This is a genomic window from Sanguibacter sp. Z1732 (assembly GCF_051020515.1).
Lineage (GTDB): Bacteria > Actinomycetota > Actinomycetes > Actinomycetales > Beutenbergiaceae > CALKWS01.
Genome location: NZ_CP194857.1, coordinates 2855266 through 2881572 on the forward strand (window position 1 = coordinate 2855266; position 26307 = coordinate 2881572).

Annotated in this window: 31 protein-coding genes and 2 pseudogenes; 12 read left to right on the plus strand and 21 right to left on the minus strand. The window is 64.2% G+C overall.

Going from position 1 to position 26307, the window contains the following annotated elements; all coding sequences use genetic code 11:
* Nucleotides 1–68: 68 nt before the first annotated feature.
* Both ACRRRO_RS14980 and ACRRRO_RS14985 read right to left on the minus strand, forming a co-directional pair.
* Entirely contained in the window at nt 69–998 is a 930-nt protein-coding gene (locus ACRRRO_RS14980) for an ABC transporter permease (protein ID WP_424798272.1), read from the minus strand.
* An 8-nt stretch (nt 999–1006) separates the two neighbouring features.
* Nucleotides 1007–2194: an ABC transporter substrate-binding protein gene (locus ACRRRO_RS14985; RefSeq protein ID WP_424798281.1), complete on the minus strand. Its 1188-nt coding sequence runs from the start codon at nt 2192–2194 to the stop codon at nt 1007–1009.
* 223 nt (nt 2195–2417) lie between these two features.
* Here ACRRRO_RS14985 and ACRRRO_RS14990 point away from each other — a divergent pair, with 223 nt between their 5' ends.
* Nucleotides 2418–2738, plus strand: a complete 321-nt coding sequence (locus tag ACRRRO_RS14990) for a nucleotide pyrophosphohydrolase (protein ID WP_424798271.1) — start codon at nt 2418–2420, stop codon at nt 2736–2738.
* On the opposite strand, the gene ACRRRO_RS14995 is transcribed toward ACRRRO_RS14990, so the two are convergent.
* From ACRRRO_RS14995 to ACRRRO_RS15005, 3 genes are all read right to left on the minus strand, one after another.
* Nucleotides 2710–2958, minus strand: coding sequence for a DNA/RNA helicase domain-containing protein (locus ACRRRO_RS14995; protein ID WP_434080507.1), 249 nt, complete (start codon nt 2956–2958; stop codon nt 2710–2712). The genes ACRRRO_RS14990 and ACRRRO_RS14995 overlap by 29 nt on opposite strands.
* On the minus strand, nt 2841–4664 hold the full coding sequence (locus ACRRRO_RS15000; protein WP_434080508.1) for a DNA/RNA helicase domain-containing protein: 1824 nt from the start codon (nt 4662–4664) through the stop codon (nt 2841–2843). Before ACRRRO_RS15000 ends, ACRRRO_RS14995 begins: the two co-directional genes overlap by 118 nt.
* Before the next feature lie 651 nt (nt 4665–5315).
* Entirely contained in the window at nt 5316–5945 is a 630-nt protein-coding gene (locus ACRRRO_RS15005; protein WP_434080509.1) for an HNH endonuclease, read from the minus strand.
* Between the two features lie 667 nt (nt 5946–6612).
* On the opposite strand from ACRRRO_RS15005, the gene ACRRRO_RS15010 reads away from it, so the two are divergent.
* A complete protein-coding gene (locus ACRRRO_RS15010) occupies nt 6613–6864 on the plus strand; it encodes a hypothetical protein (RefSeq protein ID WP_424798268.1) in 252 nt (83 codons plus the stop codon).
* Nucleotides 6865–7100: 236 nt separating this feature from the next.
* On the opposite strand, the gene ACRRRO_RS15015 is transcribed toward ACRRRO_RS15010, so the two are convergent.
* Both ACRRRO_RS15015 and ACRRRO_RS15020 read right to left on the minus strand, forming a co-directional pair.
* Nucleotides 7101–7343, minus strand: coding sequence for a hypothetical protein (locus ACRRRO_RS15015; RefSeq protein WP_424798267.1), 243 nt, complete (start codon nt 7341–7343; stop codon nt 7101–7103).
* Between the two features lie 5 nt (nt 7344–7348).
* Nucleotides 7349–8038: a DUF433 domain-containing protein gene (locus ACRRRO_RS15020; protein WP_424798266.1), complete on the minus strand. Its 690-nt coding sequence runs from the start codon at nt 8036–8038 to the stop codon at nt 7349–7351.
* Between the two features lie 102 nt (nt 8039–8140).
* On the opposite strand from ACRRRO_RS15020, the gene ACRRRO_RS15025 reads away from it, so the two are divergent.
* The 4 genes from ACRRRO_RS15025 (at nt 8141) to ACRRRO_RS15040 (ending at nt 9588) form a co-directional block, all read left to right on the plus strand.
* Entirely contained in the window at nt 8141–8371 is a 231-nt protein-coding gene (locus ACRRRO_RS15025) for a hypothetical protein (protein WP_424798265.1), read from the plus strand.
* A complete protein-coding gene (locus tag ACRRRO_RS15030; RefSeq protein WP_424798264.1) occupies nt 8368–8781 on the plus strand; it encodes a type II toxin-antitoxin system VapC family toxin in 414 nt (137 codons plus the stop codon). The genes ACRRRO_RS15025 and ACRRRO_RS15030 overlap by 4 nt, the downstream gene beginning before the upstream one ends.
* A gap of 262 nt (nt 8782–9043) precedes the next feature.
* Entirely contained in the window at nt 9044–9265 is a 222-nt protein-coding gene (locus tag ACRRRO_RS15035) for a hypothetical protein (RefSeq protein WP_424798263.1), read from the plus strand.
* Complete coding sequence (locus ACRRRO_RS15040; RefSeq protein ID WP_434080510.1) at nt 9262–9588, plus strand: plasmid mobilization protein; 327 nt, start codon at nt 9262–9264, stop codon at nt 9586–9588. Before ACRRRO_RS15035 ends, ACRRRO_RS15040 begins: the two co-directional genes overlap by 4 nt.
* 106 nt (nt 9589–9694) lie before the next feature.
* Here ACRRRO_RS15040 and ACRRRO_RS15045 read toward each other — a convergent pair whose 3' ends face one another.
* Complete coding sequence (locus ACRRRO_RS15045) at nt 9695–9973, minus strand: DUF433 domain-containing protein (protein ID WP_424798261.1); 279 nt, start codon at nt 9971–9973, stop codon at nt 9695–9697.
* 28 nt (nt 9974–10001) lie between these two features.
* The gene (locus ACRRRO_RS15050) at nt 10002–10640 is read right to left on the minus strand and encodes a hypothetical protein (RefSeq protein WP_434080511.1); all 639 of its coding nucleotides are present in this window, start codon (nt 10638–10640) and stop codon (nt 10002–10004) included.
* Here ACRRRO_RS15050 and ACRRRO_RS15055 point away from each other — a divergent pair.
* Nucleotides 10533–12190 (plus strand): annotated as a pseudogene (locus tag ACRRRO_RS15055) (IS1634 family transposase). The gene ACRRRO_RS15050 and the pseudogene ACRRRO_RS15055 overlap by 108 nt on opposite strands.
* Before the next feature lie 237 nt (nt 12191–12427).
* On the opposite strand, the gene ACRRRO_RS15060 reads toward ACRRRO_RS15055, so the two are convergent.
* From ACRRRO_RS15060 to ACRRRO_RS15100, 9 genes and pseudogenes are all read right to left on the minus strand, one after another.
* Nucleotides 12428–12940, minus strand: coding sequence for a hypothetical protein (locus ACRRRO_RS15060; RefSeq protein ID WP_434080512.1), 513 nt, complete (start codon nt 12938–12940; stop codon nt 12428–12430).
* Nucleotides 12941–13145: 205 nt separating this feature from the next.
* Nucleotides 13146–14051 (minus strand): hypothetical protein, encoded by a 906-nt coding sequence (locus ACRRRO_RS15065; protein ID WP_434080513.1) that lies wholly within the window; start codon nt 14049–14051, stop codon nt 13146–13148.
* A 6-nt stretch (nt 14052–14057) separates the two neighbouring features.
* Nucleotides 14058–17311: pseudogene (locus ACRRRO_RS15070) on the minus strand (type I restriction endonuclease subunit R).
* Nucleotides 17312–17313: 2 nt separating this feature from the next.
* Complete coding sequence (locus tag ACRRRO_RS15075) at nt 17314–17697, minus strand: hypothetical protein (protein ID WP_434080514.1); 384 nt, start codon at nt 17695–17697, stop codon at nt 17314–17316.
* A 254-nt stretch (nt 17698–17951) separates the two neighbouring features.
* A complete protein-coding gene (locus tag ACRRRO_RS15080) occupies nt 17952–18482 on the minus strand; it encodes a restriction endonuclease subunit S (protein ID WP_434080515.1) in 531 nt (176 codons plus the stop codon).
* Nucleotides 18482–20122, minus strand: a complete 1641-nt coding sequence (locus ACRRRO_RS15085) for a type I restriction-modification system subunit M (protein ID WP_424795798.1) — start codon at nt 20120–20122, stop codon at nt 18482–18484. Before ACRRRO_RS15085 ends, ACRRRO_RS15080 begins: the two co-directional genes overlap by 1 nt.
* A 3-nt stretch (nt 20123–20125) precedes the next feature.
* The gene (locus ACRRRO_RS15090; protein WP_434080516.1) at nt 20126–20959 is read right to left on the minus strand and encodes a hypothetical protein; all 834 of its coding nucleotides are present in this window, start codon (nt 20957–20959) and stop codon (nt 20126–20128) included.
* Entirely contained in the window at nt 20949–21980 is a 1032-nt protein-coding gene (locus ACRRRO_RS15095; protein WP_434080517.1) for a hypothetical protein, read from the minus strand. The genes ACRRRO_RS15090 and ACRRRO_RS15095 overlap by 11 nt, the downstream gene beginning before the upstream one ends.
* Complete coding sequence (locus ACRRRO_RS15100; protein WP_434080518.1) at nt 21896–22186, minus strand: hypothetical protein; 291 nt, start codon at nt 22184–22186, stop codon at nt 21896–21898. Before ACRRRO_RS15100 ends, ACRRRO_RS15095 begins: the two co-directional genes overlap by 85 nt.
* Before the next feature lie 19 nt (nt 22187–22205).
* Here ACRRRO_RS15100 and ACRRRO_RS15105 point away from each other — a divergent pair, with 19 nt between their 5' ends.
* The 3 genes from ACRRRO_RS15105 to ACRRRO_RS15115 all read left to right on the plus strand — a co-directional run bounded on the left by ACRRRO_RS15105 (nt 22206) and on the right by ACRRRO_RS15115 (nt 23885).
* On the plus strand, nt 22206–22649 hold the full coding sequence (locus tag ACRRRO_RS15105) for a DUF3892 domain-containing protein (protein WP_424795800.1): 444 nt from the start codon (nt 22206–22208) through the stop codon (nt 22647–22649).
* A gap of 5 nt (nt 22650–22654) precedes the next feature.
* The gene (locus tag ACRRRO_RS15110) at nt 22655–23137 is read left to right on the plus strand and encodes a hypothetical protein (protein ID WP_424795801.1); all 483 of its coding nucleotides are present in this window, start codon (nt 22655–22657) and stop codon (nt 23135–23137) included.
* A 157-nt stretch (nt 23138–23294) separates the two neighbouring features.
* Nucleotides 23295–23885 (plus strand): hypothetical protein, encoded by a 591-nt coding sequence (locus ACRRRO_RS15115; protein ID WP_424795802.1) that lies wholly within the window; start codon nt 23295–23297, stop codon nt 23883–23885.
* 47 nt (nt 23886–23932) lie between these two features.
* Here ACRRRO_RS15115 and ACRRRO_RS15120 read toward each other — a convergent pair whose 3' ends face one another.
* The 3 genes from ACRRRO_RS15120 to ACRRRO_RS15130 form a co-directional block, all read right to left on the minus strand.
* Nucleotides 23933–24238, minus strand: coding sequence for a type II toxin-antitoxin system RelE/ParE family toxin (locus tag ACRRRO_RS15120; RefSeq protein ID WP_424795803.1), 306 nt, complete (start codon nt 24236–24238; stop codon nt 23933–23935).
* Entirely contained in the window at nt 24235–24489 is a 255-nt protein-coding gene (locus ACRRRO_RS15125) for a ribbon-helix-helix protein, CopG family (RefSeq protein ID WP_424787777.1), read from the minus strand. Before ACRRRO_RS15125 ends, ACRRRO_RS15120 begins: the two co-directional genes overlap by 4 nt.
* A 427-nt stretch (nt 24490–24916) precedes the next feature.
* The gene (locus ACRRRO_RS15130; RefSeq protein WP_424795804.1) at nt 24917–25411 is read right to left on the minus strand and encodes a hypothetical protein; all 495 of its coding nucleotides are present in this window, start codon (nt 25409–25411) and stop codon (nt 24917–24919) included.
* 182 nt (nt 25412–25593) lie between these two features.
* On the opposite strand from ACRRRO_RS15130, the gene ACRRRO_RS15135 reads away from it, so the two are divergent.
* Together ACRRRO_RS15135 and ACRRRO_RS15140 are read left to right on the plus strand one after the other, a co-directional pair.
* Nucleotides 25594–25842, plus strand: coding sequence for a hypothetical protein (locus ACRRRO_RS15135; RefSeq protein WP_424795805.1), 249 nt, complete (start codon nt 25594–25596; stop codon nt 25840–25842).
* On the plus strand, nt 25835–26173 hold the full coding sequence (locus tag ACRRRO_RS15140) for a type II toxin-antitoxin system PemK/MazF family toxin (RefSeq protein WP_424795806.1): 339 nt from the start codon (nt 25835–25837) through the stop codon (nt 26171–26173). The genes ACRRRO_RS15135 and ACRRRO_RS15140 overlap by 8 nt, the downstream gene beginning before the upstream one ends.
* Nucleotides 26174–26307: the final 134 nt, after the last annotated feature.

Sequence of the window (26307 nt, forward strand, 5' to 3'; positions counted from 1 at the left end):
CGAGGCGGTGAAGCGGGGGGTGCGTCCGGGCAGGCGCGGTGACGTGATAGCGACGGTGGGTGTTCCGGTCACGCGTTCGCTCCCAGCCGGATCCGAGGATCGAGTACCGAGTAGAGGATGTCGACGACGAAGTTGACCACCACGAAAGCAACCGCTGCGATGAGCACCGAGCCCTGCACCATCGGATAGTTCCGGCTCGCCAGCGCATCGACGGCCAGTTTCCCGATACCGGGCCAGTTGAAGATCACCTCAACGACGTAGGAGCCGGCCAGGATCATGCCGGACTGCAGTCCGACCAGGGTAATCAGCGGAAGGGACGCCACCTTGAGGGTGTGGATCAAGAGGATCCGCGCGTTGGGAATGCCCCGGGCCCGGGCGGCACGGATGTAATCGCGTTGCAGAGTTTCGACGAAGGACTGACGGATCGTGCGGATCAGAATCGGCGTCAGAGCCACCATCAGGGTGGTGACTGGCAGGACGAAACTGATGGGGCCGGTGAAGTCGATGGCCGGCAACCAACTCAGGTTGACGGCGAAAACCAGCACGAGCATCACCGCGAGCCAGAAGCTCGGAGTGGACTGGGCCAGGCTGACGTATACCTGCACCGCGCGGTCCAACAGTGAACCGCGGAATAGCGCCGAACCGATGCCCAGCAGCAGGGCGAAGGCCGTGGACACCACGACGGTCACCACGGCGAGGGCAATGGTGTTGGGCAGTGCCGCCAGCACCACGTCCCGGACCTCGTAGCCGCCGTGGAAGGACCGACCGAAGTCACCGACCACGATGCTGCGCAGGAAATACAGGTACTGCACGCCGAGCGGCCGGTCCAGACCCAATCGCTGCCTGGTGGCGGCGATGACTTCTTCGGGGGCATCCGCGGCGTTCATGAGCCTGGCCGGATCGCCCCCGGCGATCCGCAGGAGCACGAACACCAGCGTCACCACGCAGAAGACCACAAAGATCATCTGCGTGGTGCGCCGGAGAAGGAAGAGAACCATTCGGTCTCTCAATCAGAAACAGAAGCGGGGTAGAAATTCGTCTCGTAGTTGGGCAGTACCCGCAGGTCTTGCAGGGTTTCGGAGTAGGCGACGGTGAAGTCGCTGTAGTACAGCGGGATGTGGGGAAGTTCGCCCCACAAGTACTGCTGCAACTCGTCGTAGACGGCCTCGCGCTCGGCGTCATCCGTTGTTGTCTTGCCCTGTTGGACCAGACTGTCGATGGTGTCATCACCATGGGTCCAACGGTTGGGCGAGGCGTAGATCCCGGCAGCGGCGTCCGGGTCTCCACCACTGGACCAACTGATGTGGTAGAGCAATCCGGTGCCATCGACCGAGTCGTCGACCAGGCCGGCAACGTCGGCGGTCACCAACCGGGCCTCCAGACCGATCTCATTGAGATTCGCCACGATTGCTTCGGCGACTTGCTCCCCGCGGGGCAAGAAACCGCTGGCAGCCCAGACATCGAATTCCAAGCCCACGGCGCCCGCTTCCTCGACCAACGCCCGGGCCTCATCGAGGTTCTGGCTGTAGTCGATCTCCCCGGGGTTGTAATAGAGAGTCTCGCTCGGGAGGAAACTCTCCGCCACCACACTCTCGCCCTGGACCAGGTTCTCCACCAGCGCCTGCCGGTCGATGGCGAGCATCACAGCACGCCGCAGTTCCGAACTTTCATCCCATTCGGGAATGCGGTTGGGCACGGAGAACAGGTTGACCTGTTCACTCGCCGTTGCCGAGATGAGCCCGAAGCCGTCGGCGTCCTCGATGGTGGACAGGTGCTCCGGGGGTACCCGGTCGATGGCATCGGCCTGGCCGGCCTGGAGAGCGTTAACACGAGTCTGCGCATCGCCAACGTACTCCCAGACAAGGTTCTGGATCGACGGCGCCCTGTCCCAGTAGTCCGGGTTGGCGACCATGGTCTTGATGGTTTCGGTCTCACTGTCCAATATGAACGGCCCGGTTCCGTTGGGATTCGAGGCCAAGGCATCACTACCCGCCTGAACGTCCTCGGCCGCCACGATCGGCGTCTGCCGGATGGCGTTGAAGAGCGAGGCTAACGGCGTTTCCATCTCGAAGCGTACGGTGTGGTCATCCACGGCATTGACTGTGGTCGGCACCCAGCGGTTCTGGATCACCGTCTCCACGCCGGCCGTGCCGGAGGCCAGTTCGACCGATTCTTTGACGTCCTCGGCGCACAGCTCACAGCGATACTGATATCAACGAGACCATCGAGGTCTTCAGCGAGGCGTTGGATGCGGTGCTGGAAGTTGGCGCACCACCTGCGGCGCACTGATCGCGCCAATGGACCTCTCAGCCGCTACATGGGCACGTGCACCGTCAAGGTCTCGTCGACATAGGAGGGCCGGCCCTGCGCGGCCTGTGAACGGTTAGGGGCAGGACCGCCGCACATAGGATGCAAGCATGCGCGAGTTCGAGCATCTGATAGACGCGGTGCGCCAGTTCGCCGTCGACCGGGACTGGGAGCAGTTCCACACCGCGAAGAACCTGGCGATGGCGATTGCCGGCGAGGCCGGGGAGTTGGCCGCCGAACTGCAATGGTCCGATGGCGCCACCAGCAATGAGCTGGTGCGAAGCGACCCTGAACTGCGGGAGCGGGTCGCCTACGAGATCGCCGATCTCCTCATCTACCTGGCCCGGATGGCCGACGTCACCGGCATCGACGCCATCGACGCCGCTTTCGAGAAACTCGCGATCAACGAGCAGCGGTTTCCGAAGATGTAGTGGTTCCTGGCCATGCCAGGTCCGGACCGGTGCCTCGGGCGCCGATCACCGACTCCAGCATGGCCTGGGTCTCGGGGTCGGTGGAGTACAGGATCGTGCCCTTCATGCCGCGGGTGAGCAGCACCTTGTACACGTTGCGTACGAGACGGTCGAACTCGTCGTCGGGCACGGACCTACGGAAGGCGGGGTCCTTGGAGAACTCGCGCTGGGCCACACCCACCGGTCCTGGCGCCACACCAGGTCATGGCCGAGGATCACGCCGTTCCAGTCGTACTCGAAGCCCTGGGCGGTATAGATGCATCCCACCTGGCTGATGCCGCCGGGCTCGGTGGCCCACAGGTGCGACGGCGGAGCCTCTCCCACCCGGCGCTCGGACTTCACGTTCCACGGCCGGGCCCATTCGCCGATCTTGACGTCGGGGACCAAGCGGCCATCCGGCGTCGGGTCGCTCCACGGCCAGCAGAAACCCGCCGTCATCCGCGCGGAGTCGCCGCCGGCGTCCAAGGCCAGGATCTGCGCTTCCAACTGTTGGGGGCTGGAGGCGGTGGTGAGGGCGTACCGGTCGTCACGCGGCCACGCGGTGGGCTCCCCGCTTCCCGGGCGGTGCGGGTCATGACCCAATCCGAGCAGGCGAAGCAGCCAGTCCACATAGACCTGGCTCCCGCCGGCACGGAACTGGGCGTTGAGGTTCACGTGCCGGACCGCGATGCCCTTGTCGCGTACGTGGTCGGTGATGAGTTCCAGGCTCCCGGCCTCCCCGGGGCGCACTACCTGGTTCTGGTCCAGGAGGAATACTGGCACCCGGGCAGCGTCGATCAACTCATCCACCTGCAGGCGCGCGCGCTCACGAACCTGCTTCGGTGTGTACCGGTTCACCGAGGTCTCCCGGATGCGGTGCGCCTCGTCCAGGATGAGCACCTCCAGGCCGTTCTTCTCCGCGTCCATGAACTGGTTGAAGTACTTGAACAACGCCTGGGTGGGGCGGGAGCGGTGCCCGGCCACCTTGCGCAGCGTCTGGGTGAAACTCTTCGAACCGGTCGCGTGCAGCACCGAACGACCCTGCCGTGCCAACTCACCCAGCAGCGACAACGCGATCACGCTCTTACCCGAACCCGGCCCGCCGGAGATGACGATCGCTGTCTTGGTGTCTTCCGAGAGGGCCCGCACCACCGCCCGCAGCGCCAAATGGTAGCCAAGCGACTGTTTGCCGACGAGCACGAATTGCTCCTGGTCGCGGATCTCATCGGCCGCCACGGACAGCAACTTCTTCGACGGAGCGACCTTCGAGCGCAGCCACAGGTCGGCGGCCCCGGCGCCGGGGGTCTCGGCGAAGTGACTGCGCAGGTGTTCCAGGAAGTCGCCGCGACGTTCGGCGGTGAACATCGGCGCCTGTTGGAGCACGTCCTGGTGCCACAACTCGGCGACGCCACTGTCGCTGGCGTTGTGCAGATACGCCACACCGTCCAGGTGCAGCGCGGAATCGTCGAAGATGCCCATGAAGTCGCGTAGGTAGTCCCGGTAGCCACCCACCTGCACGCTGGGGTGCAAGGAAGGACGGTAGGGCGCGCCCTGGACGTCAACCAGGGTGTGCTCACCATCCCAACTACGGGCCCGTGACCACTGCTTGAGTTCGACAACGAGGTAGGACGGCTGCTTCGTGCGGGGGTGGACGCCGGCCAGGATGGCGTCGGTGCGCTTGCTGGTCAGCGGCAGCCGATGCTCGATCAATACCTCGACCTGCTCAAGGCCCGCATCCCGCAGGTCTTGGGCGAGTACGGGCAGCGATCCTCGCCAGGAGGCGCGCTCACCTGGCCCGACTCCCACTCCGGCGTAGGCGAGGTAGCGCGCGAGTTCCTCCTCCAGCCGCGATGGTTCGGGATGGGTCCGGTCATGCAGTGAGCGCGCGGACAGGCGATAGGCCGACACGTATGGAGTCCCCTCGGGCAGCACGAAAGATCCGTGCGGTGGGGGACGTGTCGGCGAGGCGAAGTCCGTCGGTACCGCTTGCCTGCCACGGTAGTGCAGTGATCATGGCGGTGAGGTCAACACCGGGCGATCGTCAGCACCCAACTGGTCATGCCGGTTCCTTATCCGCGTTGAGCGGAGAGGTGTATCCGTGCGAACCCTGTCGACCCGCTGGTGGTTCAGTGCTCAGCCGGCGTCAGCCGACGACGGCGAAGCGCACGATTCAGCGCATGTCGCGCTGGTCGCATCACCGTCTGGGCGCTCCACGCATCGTCGCCACCCGGTGACCGTGCTGGGCGCTCCCGGGGACACTACTAAGTGCCGCGACGGCGGGACGCTCGCCCGATTCGGGCGACGTCACTCTTTGCTGCGAGTCTTCGGAGCCGATCGGTGTCTCCGGCGAGCCGGTCGATCGCGCTGCGCAGAGAGGTTCCTCGTTCATCGGCAAGCCCAGCCAACACCCAACCGCGGATCAAGGCGCTCACTGGTACGTCGAGTTCACCGGCAAGACGCTCGATCTCAGCGAACTCGGTTTCCGGAAGCCGCACCGACTGCACCACTGAACGCCCACGCCGGTGCCCGCGAAGATGGCCGGGCAACGGGGCATCTTTTTCATCGATGTAGGTCAATGTGCGGGGACAACCACCGAAACTCCGCGTTATGGTTTTCCAGCAGTTCGATGCTCGGACGCTCGCGGCCGTCCTCAGGCAAGACCGCGAGAGGCTGGTGATCAAAGGACCGGTAGGTCTCTTCGCCGACATCCGGACTTACCCGCACCCGGTAGCCCTCATCATCGACGACCACCGTCAACTGCTGCAGATCGAAGAGCAAATGGATGTCGGCGCGTAGCAGCAGCCCGTTCTGAACGATGTTGGTGTGATCGCCCCGGTAGGGATGGATGTGAGCCGCTTCGAGCACATCCTCGGTGCTTGAGCCCGTGACGGCGCAGCGGCGTTGGTAGGCGCGGAGCAGGCGGCTCCGAAAAGCCGATTGGCCACGGCGGACCCGGATCGTGGCAAGTGTGCGTCGCCGCGTGTCCTCACCACTCGCAGCGACGGCTTCGTCGGCGTCCAGGTCGTCGGTGAACTCTGCCTCGACCTCGTCCAGTGCCTCGAACAGCGAGGCGAGAAATGCTTCGGCCGCGCTGTCGTCAGTGCGCGGAATCGTGTTGAGTCCCTGGGTGATCCCCGTACGCTCCTGCACTTGCTTCCACCTGATCTGGCCGGCGACGGAGTCCGACACCGCAGAAATCTGATCCTGGTCTTGTAGTCACGTTCCCCGCCGTCGATCCAGGGGACCGCTTCGTTTCCCGTCAGGCGCGCCGCAGGTTCTGCGATCTCGGCGCGGCCGACGAACCTGTCGTTGCGCGCAAGCCAGAAGTAGACGACGTCTCCCCTCTCGATCTGCCGGTGTGTCGTCATGTCCCACAACATGTGTTGTTTGGCGATATCCCAATGCTCGGGATATTCGGGGGCGATCGTCAGCACCCAACTCGTCATGCCTGTCCCTCATCCGCGGTGAGGCGGGGGAGGCATGTCCGTGCGTGGGAAGCCTGTCGGTCCGCAGTGTGTTCATGGTCCAGCCGGCATCAGCCGACGACGACGATCAGCACTGTCCGCGGAAGGTCACGCGGGTGGTGTCATCCCCAGGCAAGCACACGCATCGTCGCGCGGAGGGGACATGTCTGAACGGGCAGAAGTCCGTCGGACCGCAGTAGTAGCGAGACTACCGACCCTGGGTGGTGAGCGTCAGGCTGTTGAGTTATCTGCCTACTGCGGGACGAGGATCTCCCGGTCAGTTTGACGGTGTCGCTCTTGGCCGTGGGCTTTCGGAGCAGATCGGCTGCGAGTTATGCACAGATGCCGGCTGAGTCTCCCTGCCGAGATGTCCCGGGGCATAGGGTGGGGGAATGGCCAGCACCGGACTCGAGCGCAAAGTGCGTCAGTTGGACAATGACGTGCAATCGATCTACGAGCTGCTCGCAGCGATCCAGGGCACCCAACTGCGACAGGGCAATCGGCTGGATGAGTTGGATGAGCGCCTCGCTGGCCTTGATGAGCGGATGGCCGGCTTGGATGGGCGCGTCGCGGGAATCGACGAGAAGGTCACTGACTTGGCTGAGGGCATGGCGACGGTCCTGGAGTTGCTGCGCGCACGTTGAGCCGCAGGTCACGCCGACCCCGCTGTGAAGTTGGTAGCGAAAGTCCGTCGGCCGGTAGCGCCAGTTGATCCGCTTCACCGCCACGGCTTCCAGGCCGGCTTCGCTTAGTTGCTGGACCCCGCCCAGCCCGTGCCGACGATGACGACGTCCACCTCGGGATGAAGTCGGGTCGGGCCTGCGGCGTCCTGCAGGCATCCGATGAGGCATAGCCTCCCGGCGCTCCACTTCAGAAAACTTCACTGCGGTTCAGGGAAAGGCGTCGCCTCGGTTGGGTTGCGTGCGATTGCTGAGTCTTTGGTAAGGAAGCACTCCCCTCGTGCGCACGCGTCGCGGATCCAGTCCGCCTCTTCGATCTCTTGGGATGCAACCGCACCGTAGCGTTCGTCCATCGTGGTGAGGAGCCAGCCTCGTTCACGTAGTCCCGAGGGCACCAACTGGGAACCGAGACCGCGGTCGAGAAAGAACCGTGGTTCAGCCATGTCGATCAGGCCGCGACGAGAGCGTGTACCTCGGCAAGATCAAGGTTGAAGTCAAGAGCTACCGCTTCGATCTCTTCACCGGCTTCGATGCGCCCGGTGATGTCCTCAACGCGGATCGCACGGCGTGCAAGCATCGGCCGACCGAAGTTGCGTAGCGGATCGACGACGACCTCGGTTTGGTACTGAGGCAGGCCGATGATGGCAACCCGACCATGGCGGTAGGTGATGGTCTGTAGATACTGCTCAACGACATCACGAAACACCGCCTGCTGATTCCGGATGACGACCAGTTCGTCAACGATCTCCTGGTGGCCGCTGTCGCTCCGGTAGTCCCATAACACTTCAGCGCCGTCAGTCTTGAGCCTCTCGCTGGTCAGTGCTGCCACTACACCGATCTTGGTCTCCAGGTGCTTTAGCGCCGGACGGATCCGCTGCATGGGGACACCGGCCGCGCGGAATCCAGCAAGCACATAAGCCTCCGCCAGTCCGATGAACGGCACGACAGCGCCCCGGCCTGTTCCAGTGGTCGTGATGAGTGCGTCCGATCGGTACTGGGTCCCGTCGATGCCCTTGTAGCCGCGACCGCGCGCCCACGTGTGCAAGGTGGATGGCGGCACACCAACGATGGCGGCTGCCCCGCGAAGGGTGTACAGGGGCCGTGTCAAGGTTGGATCGAGCGCCGTTGCCGCAGTCATGACCCAAGCGTAGCCATGCCCGATGTGAAACGGAGGGACGCTCGCGAGGCTGTGGATATCGCGATCATGAAAGATTCATGAAGAGTGGCTATCCTTGCTGGGATGAGCACCGAGATCATTCAGATCCGCGATGTCCCTGCTGACGACGTGCAGGTCCTGCGGGAGCGCGCGTCGGCCCGGAACATGTCGGTGTCGAGTTATCTGCGGGAACTCATCCACGCCGACACGTCGCGACCTGCGATGCCGGAGGTGCTGGCGCGGATCGCCGCACGAAGCAGCATCGAGGTCAGCGGCGAGGAAATCCGTGGGTTCATCGACGCTGATCGGCAATGAGTGTCGTCGATGCTTCGATCGTCGTGCGGCTGCTGCAGAACCGCCGGGGCGATGCGGAACTGCGGGAACGGTTCGCCGCGGAGCGCTACCTGCACGCACCTGCGCTGATTGATGCGGAGGTGACGTCCGCGATCCGGGGACTGCTGCGGACTACGAAACCTTCCGTCGCGATCTCTGCGGAACGTGCCGAGGAGATGCTGGCGGACTTCGGCGACCTGACCCTGGTGCGCTATGCCATGCAGCCTTTCCAGCGGCGCGCCTTGGCGCTGCGCAACAACTTCACCGCCTATGACGCCTTTTACGTCGCACTGGCGGAGTCGCTGGATATGCAGTTACTCACCGATGACGGCAAGTACGGGCGGGCTGCCGGTCATGCCGCAGACATCGAGACCTGGCCGGAGTGCGGGTGAACCTCACGGTGGTCACTGAACACGAGACTACTGAGGCTGCACCACTGTCGCTTGGGCCCGACGGTCATCAGGCGACGGACTCGACGTGCACCCGCAGCGCGAGTGTCTTCGCAACCTTGACGACGGTGCCGAAACTCGGATTACCGCACAGTGTGGTGCGCGCCGCAAGAGTTGGCGACTAATGATGTGCGCCCGGGCCCGGAGAGCCCTTTCAAAGCGCGTTGCGTTCAGGACTCCAAATGCAACACAATGGAGGTAACGGATGATCTTCGACCGGGTCGAGTGGGACGAGCACAACCTTGGCCACGCGACCAGGAGGCTCACCGCAGCAGAGATCGAGCAGGCGATCTGGAACGCGGATCGGATGTTTCCGAGCCGAAAGGAGCCGGACCGCGGACTGTTCCGATCGGTGACCGATCGCGGAAAGGACGCGGTGGTCGTGGTGCAGATCCTTCGCGATGGAGTACGACCGATCACTGGATGACGGGTATGACGATGGTGAAGAAGGCCGCGGCCGCAGAGGCGGAGTACTACAACGAGACCCGGGACCTCTCGGGGTTCGATGAAGAGAACCCGGTGAACGTCACCTCCACCCGGTCAGTGACGATCTCGGTCCGGTTCTCCGAGGAAGAGATCACGCAGGTACGGAGCCAGGCCGAGGAAGCGGGCCTCAAGGTCACCTCCTTCATCCGCGCTGCCTCACTGGAGGCGACCAGCCCGGTCGACCGGGCCGAACTGGTGGAACTTGCCCGGGACCTCGAGCGACGGGCACACCAGGTGGCGGCGGTAGTTGACCGGGGCGCCTAGCGACGACCCGGGGCCAAGCATCACCACTCCCGCAGCGGAGGTCGCCGGCCGACGGCGTACCACCGGTCGCGTACTTAGCTCACCTTCCGCAACTCGGCCATGTCCATCACGCCGCGACGAGCGCGTGAACCTCGGCTGGGTCCAGATTGAAGTCCAGCGCCACTTCCTCGAGAGCCTCACCGGCCTCGATCCGGCCGGTGATGTCCTCAACGCGGATAGCACGGCGTGCAAGCATCGGCCGACCGAAGTTGCGTAGCGGATCAACGACGACCTCGGGTTCGTACTGAGGCAGGCCGATGATGGCTACGCGACCATGGCGGTAGGTGATGGTCTGCAGATACTGCCCGACGACGTCGCGAAACACCGCCTGTTGGTTCCAGATCACGACTAGTTCGTCAACGACCTCCTGGTCGTCAGTGTCGTCCGTAGTCCCAAAACATTTCAGCGCCGTCGGTCTTCAGCCTTTCGCTGGTCAGTGCCGCGACCACACCGATCTCGTTCTCCAGATGCTCCAGCGCTGGCCGGATCCGCTGCATCGGGACGCCGGCGGCCCGGAATCCGGCGAGAACATGAGCCTCAGCCAGTCCGATGAACGGTACGACTGCACCGCGGCCGGTGCTAGTGGTCGTGATGAGAGCATCCGATCGGTACTGGGTCCCATCGATCCCCCTTGTAGCCGCGGCCTCGTGCCCACGTGTGCAGAGTTGGATGGCGGCACACCAACGATGGCGGCCGCCTCGCGAAAGGTGTACAGCGGCCGTGCCAAGAAGGGATCGGGTGCCGTATCCGCAGTCATGGTCCAAACGTAGCCACGGGCGGCGCAAAAAGGGCGCCTGAGTTCGGTCACGGCGTCGCGATCTGTGACGGTGTAACTCGCTGACCTGCGCCGATGGGTCCGCGGGACGCCGATCTGTGGCACTAATTGGTGCTCTACCGTGGGGCGTGTGGCGTGGATTCGGCGGGTACGGACGGCTTCGGGAGCGACGGCCGTGCAGATCGCTGAGTACGTCGATGGCCGGCGGCGGATCGTGGCCCATATCGGGTCGGCGCATACCGAGGCCGAGCTCGGGCTGCTCGTTGAGCGGGCGCGGGAGCTGTTGGAGGACCCAGGGCAGGGCGAGTTCGACCTCGGCCTGGAGCCGGCCGCGCCCAGGGCGACGCTGATCGGCCAGCCGCGGGCGGCGGCGCTCTTCGACGAGGCAGGCTCGGCAGCACGTGAACGCGGGCCGGTTCCTGCGCCGCGGGTGGTGGGGACTTCCTCGCGGGTGCTGTATGACGCGCTGAGCGCGGTGTTCACCGAGCTGGGGTTCGACACGATCGGTGACGCGGTGTTTCGAGATCTGGTGATCGCCCGGATCGTGGAGCCGACCTCGATCCTGGACACCGGCCGTGTGCTGAGCGACTTGGGCGTGAGGCCGGCGAGTGAGAAGACAATGCGCCGCACCCTGACTCGGGCGGCAGCCGGCGAGGGCCCGGGGGCCTACCGCGACAACGTCGCCGAACTGTGCTTCACCCACGCCGCGCACAGTGGTGATGTCTCGCTGTGCTTGTACGACGTGACCACGTTGTACTTCGAGGCCGAGAAGGAGGACGACCTGCGCAAGGTCGGCTACTCCAAGGAACGCCGCGTCGACCCACAGATCGTTGTGGGTCTGCTCGTCGACCGGCACGGGTTCCCCCTGGAGATCTGCTGCTATGAGGGCAACCAGGCCGAGACATCCACGATCATCCCGATCATCAAGCAGTTCCAGAACCGCCACGGCATCGAGGACATGGTCGTCGTGGCCGATGCCGGCATGCTCTCGGCGGGCAACCTGGCCGCGTTGGAGGAGGCGAACCTGCGGTTCATCGTCGGCTCCAGAGTGACCAAGGCGCCGCTGGACCTGGCCTCGCACTTCCGCTGGCACGGCGATGCGTTCAGCGACGGGCAGGTCATCGACACCATCACGCCCCGCACCGGCCGGCGCAGTGAGAACGACGAAGCGCTGCGTGCCGAGCCGGTCTGGGACCCCGAGCAGCATCCCGGGTCGTGGCGGGCGGTGTGGGCCTACTCGGCCAAGCGGGCGGCGCGCGATAGCAAGACGTTGACGTTGCAGGAGAACCGCGCCCGAGCGGTCATCGCCGGTGAGAAAGCCGCCCGGACCCCCAGATTCGTCAAGACCACCGGTGACACGCGCAGCCTGGACGAGGCCGCCCTGGCCCGCGCGCGGCGCCTGGTCGGGCTGAAGGGCTACGTCACCAATATCCCCGCCAAGCTGATGGCGGCCGGTGAGGTCACCGGGTCCTACCACCAGCTCTGGCACGTCGAGCAGTCGTTCCGGATGTCCAAGACCGACCTGGCCGCCAGGCCGATGTTCGTACGACCCGCGACGCCATCGAGGCCCACCTGACCATCGTGTTCACCGCCCTGGCCGTCTCGCGCGAGGTCCAGCGGCGCTCCGGCCTCGCGATCCGCAACGTCATCCGCCAGCTCAGGCCCCTGCGCTCAGCGACCATCACCGCCAACGGCGCCACCCAGACCATCCCGCCCCAGATCGACCCCGACCGACGAGCGATCATCGACGCCCTCACGACCAGGAAATCTCAGGCACTAAACGAATGACCGAACTCAGGTTGGATGGCGGCACACCAACGATGGCGGCCGCCTCGCGAAAGGTGTACAGCGGCCGTGCCAAGAAGGGATCGGGTGCCGTATCCGCAGTCATGGTCCAAACGTAGCCACGGGCGGCGCAAAAAGGGCGGGACGCTCCCCGGGGCTGTGGATATCTTGGTCAATCGCATTTGCCCGATGGGACCGTCGCGCTCCTCACGCTGCTGATGCGAGGCCGTCGGCCGCCCTTCAGTCGAAGTACAACTCCAAGTCAGGGTCGAGGGTGACAACGGCAATCTCGCCGTTGTAATCGTCGAAGAGTAGCCATCCGAACTCTTCATCGAGACTGTGGAATGCCGACTGCCACCGACCAGTCTGTCCCTGCATGAGCCCACCAGAGCAGTCCTGGCCAGCGATGTAGCCGGGCTGGTCCACAATCAGCATCTCACGCCCCTCCAAGTCGAATGCGTGCAGTTGCATTGAGTACGGCCCGTGGCAAGCGTGCTCAATGACTTCCGAGAGGTTGTTCGTCCACGTGATGTCCACGTACCAAAGGCGCTCACCCTCGTTTGCCACGTAGTCGGCATCGAAGTCGGTCTCGATGACATCCCGCTCTTCCAGTACCTCGACTAAGAGGTCCGCAGTGGGTCGCTCGATAAGGTCGCCTACCTGGTGCAATTCCGGCCCTGTGCGCGCCTGTCCTGGTTCCGGTTCCGGTTCCGGTTCCTGTTCTGGTTCGGGCTCGGGCTGGGTTTCCCCCATGGCGGGATCATCGGCTGGCTGGCTCTCGTTGATCTTCCCCTCCGCGTTCCATAGTCGTGCACGCGGCCAGCACGAGGCCCAAGATCAGGGCTAGCAGAAACGTAGGGCATCGTCGCATCGGTCGTACCTCCTTCTAGAGTTCTTTTAATTCGGTGGAGCGACAAATGCGCAGCACGTTCGGGCAACATATGTCTTGTAATAATTCCTACTGGTATCCGTCACCTGATGATAGTACGCTAGCGTCGTACCAAATTGAATCGAGCCCATCGACCATTTCTGCCATAATTCGCGCCGCATCGAAGCCCATGCAAACTGCCTTGATGTTGAAGTCCGCTTGAGAAACGGCCGTGGCGGCGGACTGTACGAGAGGTTCGAGGTCTCCGGTCACTGGGTTACGCACGCATACCTGCACTCCAACGCCGATCGGGTACGCCAAAATCCGCCCGCCGTTCGACACGCTCATCGTCCGAAATGGCTCATCGATAAAGGGATCGCTGTCGGGCGATGCTTCCCAGAACGTCGGCTCTCCTCCCTGCCAGCGTGTGGGGCCAGCGTAGAACTCATGTCGGAGGATGATGCACTCAGCCACGCTCTTGTGCTTGTAAGCATTGTTCTCGCCCCGCATCGCGTATGTCGCCGACGACTTGATATAGCGCTCGTCCGTTGTGCCGTCAATCCTTTTATCCGTATAGGGCTGTAAGCGCCTGATTCGTTCCAGAAGCACAGGCGGGATATCTTGATATCTCTTTGCAAAATTTTCCCATCCCTTTTCCGTGCTACACGCGGGAAAGTAGTGGTTCCCACTGGATGGTGAGACGCCTGGTAGTTTCAAAATATCGTGGAACAAGTTTTCATGAGATGACCACAGATTGTGAAGAAGGTCGCCGTACACGACTCCAACGGCGTCGAGATCGAGGGTAGGTTCCAGACTCGCATAAATGTCGAGTGTTCTTTCATTTGTACCATAGACCCGCCGTACAGTTAATGGCTCTGTTGACCGCCAACGGTCCAACATCTCAATAAGTTCTTGGTACAGAAACTTCGCTCTTCGCAGCCGGGCGTTTGCTGAATTCGAGATCTCCTTGCCTGCGCGGAGTACGTGTTCTTCCATTTTCGGTCACTCCTCTTGAGGGCGGAGGTCAGTTCTGAGGTCGGTCCCGCCACTCAGCGCATACCCCGGCGCCAGTTCCACCATCTGCTGCATCACCAACTTGATCGCCTCCGGCTGCTGATCCGGCGGATACCGATGAATCGCCAACAGTCTCCTGATGGACGTCCGCATCTTGGCCCGCACATCCTCACGCACGGTCCAGTCGGTGCGCACATCCCGTCGCATGATCGCGACCAGTTCCCGGGCGATCTTGGCCAACGTGTCTTGCCCCTGCTCCAGCACCGCGGACTCATTGGAGGCCACCGCGTCGTAGAACGCCAATTCATCATCGGAGAGCGGCGGGTCGAACTGCTCACCGCGGTGCGGCTCGGCGGACAGTTCCTGAGCGGTCTCGATCAGCGCAGCGATGACCTCAGCGGACGTGAGGTTCTGGTTGATGTACTTGAGCATCAACTCCTGCAACTGCTGGGAGAACGCCTGCCGGCGCACCACGTTGTTGCCCAGCAGCGTCCGGCTTTCCTCCAGCAGCATGTTCCGGAGCGACTCGATCGCCAGGTGCTGGTTCGGCGCCTGCTGCATCTGAGCGATGAACGCCGTGTCCAGGTCACTGAGCGCCGGCTTGTCCATCCCGGCCGCTCCGTAGATGTCGATGACCTCTTCGGACACGATCGAGGAGGCCACCAACGAGTTCAGCATCCGCTGGACTTCCTCGGGCACCGGCTCCCCGTTGGCCTGACGGTCCTCAGCGTCGCGTTTTGCCATCCATACGCGCACTTCCTCGAAGAACCGCGCATCGCCGGCCACTTCCGCCAACTGCTCAGTGTGCCCGGCGATCGCCCACACCCGGCCCAACTGCGCCGACAGCCGCCGGTAGCGAGCCGCCAGCGACTCCTCGTCAGCACCAACCTGATTCCCCGGCGTCAACGGCGAACGCAGATGGTTCACCGTGGCCTGCACCGCATCCACATAGGCCCGCGGCCCCGGCTGTGCCAGCCGCCCGCGCCAATCCACGCCCTCCAGCAGCTCCCCGAGCGTCGCCACCAACTCCCGCGCAACCGCCACAGTCTCCGAGATGTCCCGCCCCTGCGGCTTCCGCTCCCGGTCAGTGTCGGTGTACTCCTCCAGTGCTCGCGCCAGATTGTCGACCACCGGGGCGTAGGCCACCAGCAACCCGTCTTGCTTGCCCCGGAATGTCCGGTTCACCCGCGCCAGCGTCTGCATCAACAGCGCGCCCTTGAGCGGACGGTCCAGGTACAACGTGTGCAGCGGGGGTGCGTCGAAGCCGGTGAGCATCATGTCCTTGACGATCACCAGTTCCAACTCATCATCGGCATCCCGCAACCGGTTCTTGATCGCCTTGTTCTGTGAATCGCGGCGCACATGCAAAGACACCGGCGGCTGATCCGTCGCGCTGCCGGAGTAGACCACCTTGATCCGGCCCTCGTGATCCTCCTCGCTGTGCCACTCCGGCCGCAACTCCACGATCGCCGCGTACAGATCCGCGCAGATCTGCCGCGTCGCGCCCACGATCATCGCCTTCCCCGGCGTGCCCGGATTCTCCTCCGTCCCCAGTGCCTCGAACATCGCCTCCCGGCGCCGCTCCCAGTGCGCCACCAGATCCGCCGCCAACGTCTGAATCCGCGCCGGCGCCCCATACAGGGCATTGATCACCGCGACGGTCTTCTCCACCCGGTCCCGCTCGGCGTCATCCAGCCCTTCGGTGAACTCATCGGCGGCGCGATCGATGTCTTCAGCCGAGAGTTCCTCGGCCCGGTCCACCTTGATCAGCCGGCTCTCGAAGTGCACCGGCACCGTGGCCCCGTCCTCCACGGCGCGGGTGAGGTCATAGATGTCGATGTAGTCGCCGAACACCTCACGGGTGTTGCGATCCGCGAAGGACACCGGCGTCCCAGTGAAGGCAATCAACGTGGCCCGCGGCAGGGCGTTCTTCAGGTGCCAGGCGTACCCGTCCAGGTTGTCGTAATGGGACCGGTGCGCCTCATCGACGATCACGATGATGTTGCGCCGGTCCGACAGCAACGGATGCACCGCACCGGACTCGCGCTCGGCTTGGTTAAGCCCGAACTTCTGCAGCGTGGTGAAGTAGATGCCCCCGGTAATCCGGTCCTGCAGTTCACTGCGCAACTCCTCCCGGCGGCGCACCGCGACCGGCTTCTCCGGCAGCAGCAACGACCGGTTGAAGGTCTCATACAACTGCCCGTCCAACTCCGTGCGGTCGGTGATGACCACGATGGTCGGGTTGCGCAACTGGGGGATCCGCAGCACCTGGTTGGCATACAGTTCCATCTCCATCGACTTGCCCGACCCCTGGGTGTGCCACACCACCCCGGCCTTGCCGTCGGAGGCCACCGCCTGCAGCGTCTTGGCCACGGCCTTCCCGACGCGAAGAACTGGTGCGGTTTCGCGACCCGCTTGATCAGCCCTTCCTCGGTGCTGTCGAAGGCGACGTAGCGGGTGAGGAACTCCAGGAACCGCTCCGGGGGGAACAGCCCATGCAGCACACGGTCCAACCCCGTGGAGGTGTCGTCAGAAGCGGACGACGGCGACGCTGCGGTCAGCGAGTCACCCTCCTCGGTCACATTCCAGGGGGAGTAGTGGTTCAGCGGGGTGAACGGAGTGCCGTACTGAGCGGTCACTCCATCGGAAATGATCGAGACGACGGCGAAGCGGAACGCGAGCGGGAACTCCCGCAGGTAGGTCTGCAGTTGGGCGTGAGCAGCGGCTGTATCAGCATGTGCGGCACCTGGACGCTTGAGTTCGACGATGCCCACGGGCATGCCGTTGAGGTAGAGCACGACGTCGAACCGGCGGGTCGTCTCGCCGCTGGTAATGGTGACCTGGCGAGCAGCGAGCCAGTCGTTGTGCGCAGGTTCAGCGCTGACCAGGCGGATGGTGGGGTTCTGCTCCACACCGTCGGAGTCGACGTAGGACATCCCGCGGAACCCGTCGGTGAGCATGGTGTGGATGCGCTGGTTCTCGGTGATCGCATCCTGTGACGTGGCCGAGCCTATGACGTCGAGGGCCTGGTCCAGGTAGACGCGCGGGACGTCCGGGTTGAGGCGGTGCAGCGCAGCGCGCAGCCGGGGACGGATGAGCAGTTCGTCCCAGGTGTGGCGCTCACCCTCTCCGTGCTCGGTGGTAGCGCCGGGGGCGATGGCGGTGCCAGCGACCGGCTTCCAACCGAGTTCGCCCAGGACGTCGACGGCGAGTTGCTCCAAGTCATCCTCCGAGAACCGCACGTTTACACCACCGCCTCGACCTGACGCTCGGCATCCTTCACGCGCAACTTGCCCGACATGAGTGCGGGAAGAAGTGCGTCGCGAGTGGCCGCGAGTGCACGATTCTCGATGTGACGGCTCACGATAAGTTCGAGTAGCGGTGAGCACTTCTGATCGAACTCGTGCGCAGCGTCCTTGCCCGGAAGAGTTGCAGCCGTGGATTGTAGGTCGCGTTTATTCATGTGGATAACCGTCGTGCCTGTCTTGTGGCTCTCAATATAACTCAAGGGTTCGCGAGCTGCTTCAAGTGTAAGTGCGTTTGAATGATCAGTTCGGAGTCGGCACATACGTTGATTGAGGATGGCATTCTCGCCGAGCCATATTGTCGGCGTGAACTCAGCGTCCATGCCAGCCACGATCTCGCCGGGCGTGATGAATGTTTCATCGCTCCGAGTTTCTGTCGTCCATGTCTGGGGAGTGTGGGTGCGAAGGTCCCGGATTCTCATGAGTGGTCGACCAATGCCTATATCGCTAAAGTTCTCGCCTTTAAACGCTGAACCATAAGTAACCTGGAAGTATTCTAAGAAGCGTCCGTGTCGGATGGGCGCCTGAGCAAGCGCACTCCGATACAGGGCCGAAATCAGGCTGCGTGATCGCGCAGTCACTGGTGGTTGGCGGCGATCTTGTCGTCGAGGGCGCCCAGCACCTCCGCGATCGCCCGTTGCACGGCTAACGGTGGTAGCGCGATATTCAGTGATTCTAGAGTCGCTTTGGTTAGTGCTTTCCGAGTTCCTCCGGAACTAATCGCAATAAGGTGATCCTTGAAGGAGGGGTTTGTCAGGAACTTCTGCAGGTACCGGCTATCAAGTTCATCTGTGGGCCTGAGGATGGCCACGTGTTGACTCACCCGAGCGGGTAGGGCCTTTAGATCGACTAATGAAGTCCTAGCAATTGAGTCGCCCGTAATGTTTATAAGGACGTCCCCTGGACTCACTGCTACGGATGATAGGGCCGCCGCTGAGTCATCATCGATGTAGGCCACGTCCTCAAGGCGCATTTTGTGGTCGTGTACGTTCTGCGAACGGATGAATGTAGTGCCGGATGGACGGTACACCGTACTGCCGCCACGGGGCGTGGCTCCAGAGCCGATCTTTGAGGTGAGTTCTCCGAGTTTGCGTGTCGCCCAGGCCATTATCTGACCCTGCCCAACTGCTCGCGTACGACCTGTTCCAACCGCGACGACTCTTCGAACTGCTCGAGCAACTCCGTCGTCAGACGATCGATCTTCTCCTCCAGCGGCTCGCCGTCGTCCTCCACCTCAGGGACGCCGACGTACCGGCCCGGGGTGAGTGTGTAGTCCGCTTCCTTGATCTCGCCCAAGGTGGCCGAGTAAGCAAAGCCCGGCACGTCCTCATAGGTGAGGCCCGCCGTCGTCGCTGATTCGGTGCCCCGCCAGGCGTGGAAGGTGTCGGCGATCTGGGCGATGTCTTCCTGGCGCAGTTCGCGTTCGGCGCGGTCGATCATGTGGCCCAAGTTCCGGGCGTCGATGAACAGCACCTCGCCGGTCCGGTCGGTTGCACCACCAGGGCCGGCGGTCTTGTCTCTAGCGAAGAACCACAGGCAGACCGGGATGCCGGTGGAGCGGAACAACTGGGTCGGCAGCGCGACCATGCAGGAGACCAGGTCCGCCTCGACGATCTGGGCGCGGATCTTGCCCTCCCCGCCGGAGTTCGAGGACATCGACCCGTTGGCCATCACCACACCCGCAGACCCGCGGGGGCTGAGTTTGGACAGGATGTGCTGGATCCAGCCGTAGTTGGCGTTGTTGGCCGGTGGCACGCCGTAGACCCAGCGGGAGTCCTCCTCCGAACGGGCCCAGTCCTTGATGTTGAACGGGGGATTGGCCAGCACGTAGTCCATCTCGATGTCCGGGTGCTGGTCGCGGGCGAAGGTGTCCCCCCACTTGGGACCGAGGTTGGCGTTGAGGCCGTGGATAGCGAGGTTCATCTTCGCCATGCGCCAGGTGCGGTCATTCAACTCCTGGCCGTAGACGGAGATCGCGGTGCGGTCGGTGTCGTGGCGCTGCAGGAACTTCTCGGTCTGCACGAACATGCCGCCCGATCCGCAGCACGGGTCATAAACCCGACCGGAGTAGGGCTCGAGTACCTCCACCAGCACGCGCACCACATCCGGGGGCGTGTAGAACTCCCCGCCACGCTTGCCCTCGGCGGCCGCGAACTTGCCGAGGAAGTACTCATACACCTCGCCCAGAATGTCCCGGGCCTTGGTGGCCCCGTGGCCGGTGAACCGGGCGGTGTTGAACAGGTCGATCAACTCACCCAGTCGGCGCTGGTCGACGTTGTCGCGGTTATAGATCCGGGGCAGGGTGCCGCGCAGGCTGGGGTTGGCGCCCATGATGAGTTCCATGGCGTCATCGACCAGTTCGCCGATAGAACGTGCCGGTTCGGCGCCGGAGGCGGGTAGGCCCTTGGCGTTGGTGGCCAGGTAGTCCCAGCGTGCCGTGGCCGGGATCCAGAACACTCCGTGGCCGGTGTATTCATCGATGTCATCAGTGAAGGAGTCGATCTGGTCCTCACCGATGCCCTGTTCGGTCAGTTCGGCGCTGATCTGCTCACGACGTTCGGTAAAGGCATCCGAGACATACTTGAGGAACACCAGCCCCAGCACCACGTCCTTGTACTGCGAGGCATCCATGGAGGAGCGGAGTTTGTCCGCGGCCTTCCACAGGGTGTCCTTGAGTTCCTTCATCGAACTCGGTCCCTTGACCGAATTGGCTGCCGAGGGTTCGGCGGCCTTGCGCTTGGGTGGCACGTCCTAGTGTCCTTCCGGTGGGGCTGTCGTGGGGGTGTCGAACTGCAGAACCCGGGCGGCGATGCCGTCGAGCAAGTCGTCCCGGAGTTCCTTCAGTGCGGCAATGCGGGCATGAGCGTGTCTGTGTGCATTGTCCACTGCGGCCATCGCCTCGCGCAGCGCCTTGCGTTGGGATTCCGGAACCGGGCGCAGTGTCACTGACCGCCAAGCCCGACCGCCGGTGGCTCCGTGACGGTTGAGCGCGCGGGCGAGTAGGTGTGGGTCGAGTGTTTCTGTTGGCCGCAGGATGCGCGCGGGGTAGGTGACGAGGGCGCTGCCCTCATGGTCGACGGCGGCGGCACGGAGCCCGCCGGTGGTGGTGAGGATGACGTCACCAGGTTCGCTCAAGTGCGCGGCGGGGTAGTCCTCGGCCAGGGTGAGCAGGTCGATGTGAACCTGAGCAGGGGCCAGGCTGCCGTCCATTATCTGGTCCGCGCCCAGCACGGGGACACCGGCTTCGTCGGTGGGTTCGCCGCTGAGGCGGTGGCCGGGGATCAGTTCCAGATCACCTCGGTCCAGCCAGTGCTCGATGGTCTCGTGCGTACTGGGCCGCCGCGTGGTCGGCGCGCTTGCGTGAAAGACGCGAACAGCGGGCGCGAGCGGCTGGGCTGGTTCGCTATCGAGGCGCTCGGCCAGGGTCATCAGGCGCGCCGCGGTGTGGGAGCCGGATGTCGCCGGCCGTGGGGGAGCGGTGGTGGGGCCGGGGATCAGTGGGCCGTGGGCTGCGATGACGGAGCGTGCCGCGACCCGGCGGGAGTAGTGGAACGCGTGGGAACGTACGGTCTGCTCATCGCCCATCGCAGCCAGCCAGCGTGTCGTTGACGACGTCAATGCACAACGCTGGGGTGAGGCCGCGGTCGGTAAGGTCGCAGACGGTGGTCCAGCGCCGCTCGGCGGGCACGCCGGGGTGCGTGGCCCCCAGTACCCACACCGCCATGGCTCGGTTGTGGCGCCGCGGCACGCTACCGGCGGGCAACCGGATGATGGAGCGAACCCGGTCCAGCCGGAGCAGATGCGCGCGCAGGTTGTCCGCCTCCCGGTCGGCCAGTTCGTCAATCAGTACCTGGGCCGGGCCGACGATCACGGCACGCTGACCGGCGTGCATTTCCAAGGCGATGTCATCGATCTGTCGCAACAGGTGCAGCGCGGAGCCTCGCGGGTCGTCCTCGTGATCGACCTGGGTCAGCACCACGGCGGACGGTGCCGCGCCGAGTTCTCCGGACAGTCGCCGTCGTCCCCACCCGCCCGACAGCAATCGCCGGAGGGTGTTCCGTCCGACGGCGGTGGTCACCTCGGGAGTGTGTGCGACCGCTGGGATGTGCTCAGGCAGGCGCTCGCGGACCGCCGCCAACAGGTCACCCGCCTGCGGGAACGGATCGGCGAAGTGCATCTCGCCGTCGTCTCCCTCATGCAGCGCAATTGCCAGATCGGCCAGCAACCTCAGTGCCGGACGGGAGAGCACGTCCGGGAGGTTCGGTGCGCGCCGTCGTGCTTCCTGCAGCGACTGCTCCAGAGCGTTGGCCGCCGAGTAGGACGCATCGGCAACCTGCTCGGCGTGGGAGACCAGTTCGGGGTTCTGGTGGGCGGCCTCGACTTCGCGGTAACAGAACTCGTCATGGGGATCGACGTCGTCGGCGAGGTCGAGGAGTTCCGCGGGGACGGTCTCGGTCAGGGAGGCGCCGGTGAGCGTGGTCAGGGTGAGGAGGGCGGCGACCGCCGCGTCGAAGTCGGCGCTCAGGTGCGCGGGGCCCGGACGGACGTGGGCGGCGAGGTCCTCCTGGGCACTGGCGTTGTTGCCAGGCCGGTACGGGTGAGCCATGCGGCGATCTCCGTAGCGTCGAACTGCAGTTCCGGGTGGCCGGGGTTGACCGGCGCGGGGAACGGGTCCGGGCCTTGGGCCTTGCGCCGCCGCCAGATCGTCACCACCGGCCGGCGGACCTTGGCCAGCCGAGCGATGCCGGACATCGACAACAGAGCAGCCGGTGGCTGAGGCTCCTCCGCGCCTGGTGCGGGGCTGGGTGCCATGGCGGTCTCCTGTCGGTCGATGGGCGATGACTTCATCGTAGCGATGGATGCAGACACCGGGCGCTATCCAGGCGATAAGGGGGCTTATCGCCATGGTGTTGGAAATGCGAGTGAACGTCGCTCTACGTTCCTGGAGACCAGCGGAGGGCAGATCAGTTCTCCCGTTAACAGGAGGTTCTCGATGATGTATATCCGTAAGGTTCGCCTGGAAGATCCGGGCACCCTTAACCGTCACATCACCGCGGTGCAGTTCTCGTTCGCCACCACCGGCACTTTGCGCACCGCGACCCTGGCGGAAACCGTCGCCGGGATCTTGGCCGGCCAGCAGTACCGCAGCCACAACGACGCAACGGGTGCGCAGGCGCCGGTGGTCGTGGCTACCTCGGTGAACGGGCTGCGCTACATCACCACCGTTGCCGACGGGCGGGAGTCCAACAACCTGCTCGAACTTCCCCGGTTCTGATCGCGATGGATACCGAATCGCGGCGAGAAGGGCCCGCTGCTGGGCAGGGCTACTCGGTTGAGGCGATTCTGGCTGCCGAGCAGGAAAGGGGAAAGCGCCGTCGGTGGCGTTTGATCGGTCTGCTCGGAATCGCGGTGGTGGTACTCGTCTTGGCGGGTACCGCCTACTGGCAGAGCCGGCCCCCGGCGCCTACTGCGCTGGAAGCCGCCTACGAGCGCTGTGGGTTTGAAGAAGACCTCGGCGCGCAACTGGCCGATGAGGGCCGCACCCTGCTCCTGCAGACCGCCGGGGAGGAGAACCCCCTCGGCATGGATTACCTCGAAGTGCTGTGTGCCTTCATTGCCCTGGACGTGCCGACCCGCGTTACCACCCAGATCGCCGCAACGCGGGCTCTTGACGGACGCGTGAGTGACTCCTGGGACGTCTACACCGCCACCTGGACCTATCACCCGAACTCGGGTCTGAACCTGATGATCACGATCGATTGAAAGGACAAGGACGATGACGAATGACCCTTACCAGGATTACTCCTACTCCCCGGACCCACAGTTCGATGAGAGTCCGACTGCTGATGGCGCCTCGGGGGTAGGGACCGATGCTCCAGCGCCGCCTCGCAAGGGACGCTTGCGCCGCTGGCTGACACCCGTGATCGTGGGTGTGCTTGCGTTCACTATCGGCGTTGCTGCGGGCGCCGGAGGGGACACAGAGGAGATCACGCCGACGGGGGATCTCGATGCCGAGATCGAGGCCGCAGTGGCAGATGTCGAGGCCGAGCGGGACGCGCTTGTCACGGAACTGGAGGAGACGGAGGCCGATCGTGACAGTGTGGCCGCCGACCTCGAGTCCGTAGCCGCGGAGCGGGACGAAATCGCGGGCGAGATCACCGCTGCCAGGACCGAGCGTGACGAGGCGCTGGAGCGCGTGGAAGCCATGGAGGCGGAGAGCCAAGAAGCGCAGGCTGCCGCGGAGGCCGAGGCTGAGGCCGCCGCCGGAGCGGCGGAGCCGAGCGACTCATTCGGGAACGGCACCTGGCGGGTCGGCGAGGACATTGAGCCGGGCACCTACCGCACCGACGGCGGTAGCGGATGCTATTGGGAGCGGCTCTCCGGATTCTCCGGTGAGTTCAGCGACATCATCTCCAACGACTTCACGTCGGGCCCTTCGACGGTCACGATCCAGGGGAGTGATGCTGGATTCAGCAGCCAGGGGTGTGGGACGTGGGAGTTCATGGGGTGATGACTCCGATTGGTGACCGATAACGGTGGGAGGCCCGTTTGCGGCGATCAGGCGGGCGGGCCTTCAAGGGCGGCGGGTTGATCGCGTCTGGTGTGCAGCACACGCACGACGATCAGTTCCGCTTCTCCAGCACGGGTGTAGAAGACGCCGTACGGGAACCGGCGCATCCGAGTTCGCCGCAGCGCGGTGAAACCCTCAACCGGAGGTGCGCCGTCGGGAAACACGGCGAGACGGTCGATCACAGCGTCGAAATCGTCCAAGAAGCGCTCGCCCAGCGCCGAGTCGATCGCCGCGTAGTAGCGACGGGCCGTTACGAGGTCGCTCTCAGCGTCCCTAGTGATGTGAACCTTCACCTGTGCTGACGAAGGTCGTTGCGAACCTCGGACCACTCACGCACTGATTGCGGGTCGGCTTGGATCGCATCAAGGGCCGCGAGGAGTTGGGCACGTTCGGCCTCGGTCGGCCGGTAAGTCGGTTCGCCGAAGTGGGTACGAAGAGCCTCTTGGACGACCTCCGAGCGGCTTCGATGCTCGATTGCCCGGGCGCGCTCGACGAGTTCATAGAGTTCTTCAGGGAGAGTGATCGCCACCTTACGGACTGCCATGGTTCCTCCTCGGTATGAGTTCATCATACTGCGGCGTACGCACCTCGCAGGGTTCATGCGCCGCCGGCGGGCTGGTCACGACTGCCCGTAACCCAATGCGCACAAGTACGCCGAGGACGACGGCGAGGACGAACGCCAACAACGCACGGTGACTTGGCTTCTGGAGCTGTCGAGGTCGATGAGCGGGACGTCTGGGGGCCGTGGATGGTCTCGAGAGGACCTCTACGACGGTCGGCGCATCTCGTGGGGCATTCCTGGACACGACTCGCTTATCCCTTCGACGAATCTGATCCGGACCGCCAACAACGCGCCTGGCGCGCTCTGGCGACGCCGCGGGGGAGTGAAGACTTCCCTGAGGGGGCGACGTTGCGCGGAGTGCGCATTGTGAACCCACTTCGCGGGTAACTCATCCCTCAGGGGTCAGGCCTTAGCGCTTCTGCTCCATCATCCAAGGTGTGCAGTTCACCGAGGGGAACATCTCGTGCGCGGTCGACGATCTCGCGCGCGAGGAGGCTTCGGTCCGCCAAGGTCTGCAAGGTCCGGTTGCGCACACAGGCACCATCGTCAACAAGACAACGGCGGCCGCCCCACGCTCGCGTCCCTGACGTGCCCAACTCACGGCTAGAAAAATCACGAACACCGTCGACAGGGCAAAGCAGACACCGGCGAGTATCAGGGCCTGCTCGGCATCGAAACCTCGACGCCAGGCGGTCAGATCCGGACTGGAGAGGAAAGCCCCCACTCCGGCGATCCCTGAGAAGGCGAGCACGATCACCAACACCACACCCGGCGGAGTTTTCCAGAACCCGGGCTGCGTGGCGTGCGGACTCTCCAGCAGTATCCGGCGCTCGACCCCTGAGGGGATGCCGGACGCCCACACTGAACGTGCCCAGCGATCGATCCGCCGCTCCCCAGTTGCCATCAGCGAACTCCATACATTCTCAGCGCCAGTCAGCAGCCTCAAGGGGTGCAGTCATCTATCCGAGAGGACACCGGGTGGGAGCCTGCATACGGCGCGAAGCGTGGGACGTTGACTTCACTCTCGCCGTGGCCCTGAGCCTGCGGAAGGTATACATAGATGACTCGAACGCGTATACTCAGTGCGTGGCGACCACGATCAAACTCAGCAAGCAGACCCGCGACCGGGTCAATGACGTCGGTGCACGAACCGGTCAGACTGCCGAGCAAGTCGTGCGCCGGGCGTTGGAGGAGTACGAGCGGGCCCTCTTCTGGGCTGACTATGGGGCAGCGGCGGCCGCGGAACGGGTCGATCCGGAAGTGGCAGCCGACCAGGCCGAGGAGAACGCGCTGTGGGATGCGGCGACCGCGCGCGATGGATCCCGGCGTGGCTGAAACCCCTCTTCGTCACGATGTGTGGCTGGTAGACCTCGGCGACCCGATCGGCCGCGAGGCTGCCTACCATCGGCCCGCCCTCGTCGTCTCCGATGATCCCGCCAACCGCTATGGGCTGGTGACGCTCTGCCCGATCACCCGGTCGAGACGGGGCTACCCCACGCGCGTGGAGATTACTCCGGGCTCATCGGGCCTGGATGAGACTAGTTACGTGCAGGCAGAGCAGCCGCGTACCCTCAGCACGGCTCGGCTGGTGCATCGTTTGGGCCGTGCTGACATCGCGGTGATGTCTGAGGTGGATCGCGTGCTTCGGTTGCTGCTGCGGCTCTGAGCGGCCTGCGCCTTGACGTGCTCCTGCACGGCGCAAGTGACTGGTTCCATGCCGACGTGCAGGGTTGAGTGCGCCGAGCAGCCCGAGATGGCTCATCGTCGCTCTTGACCTCGCGCTTCGTGAAGGTACTGCAC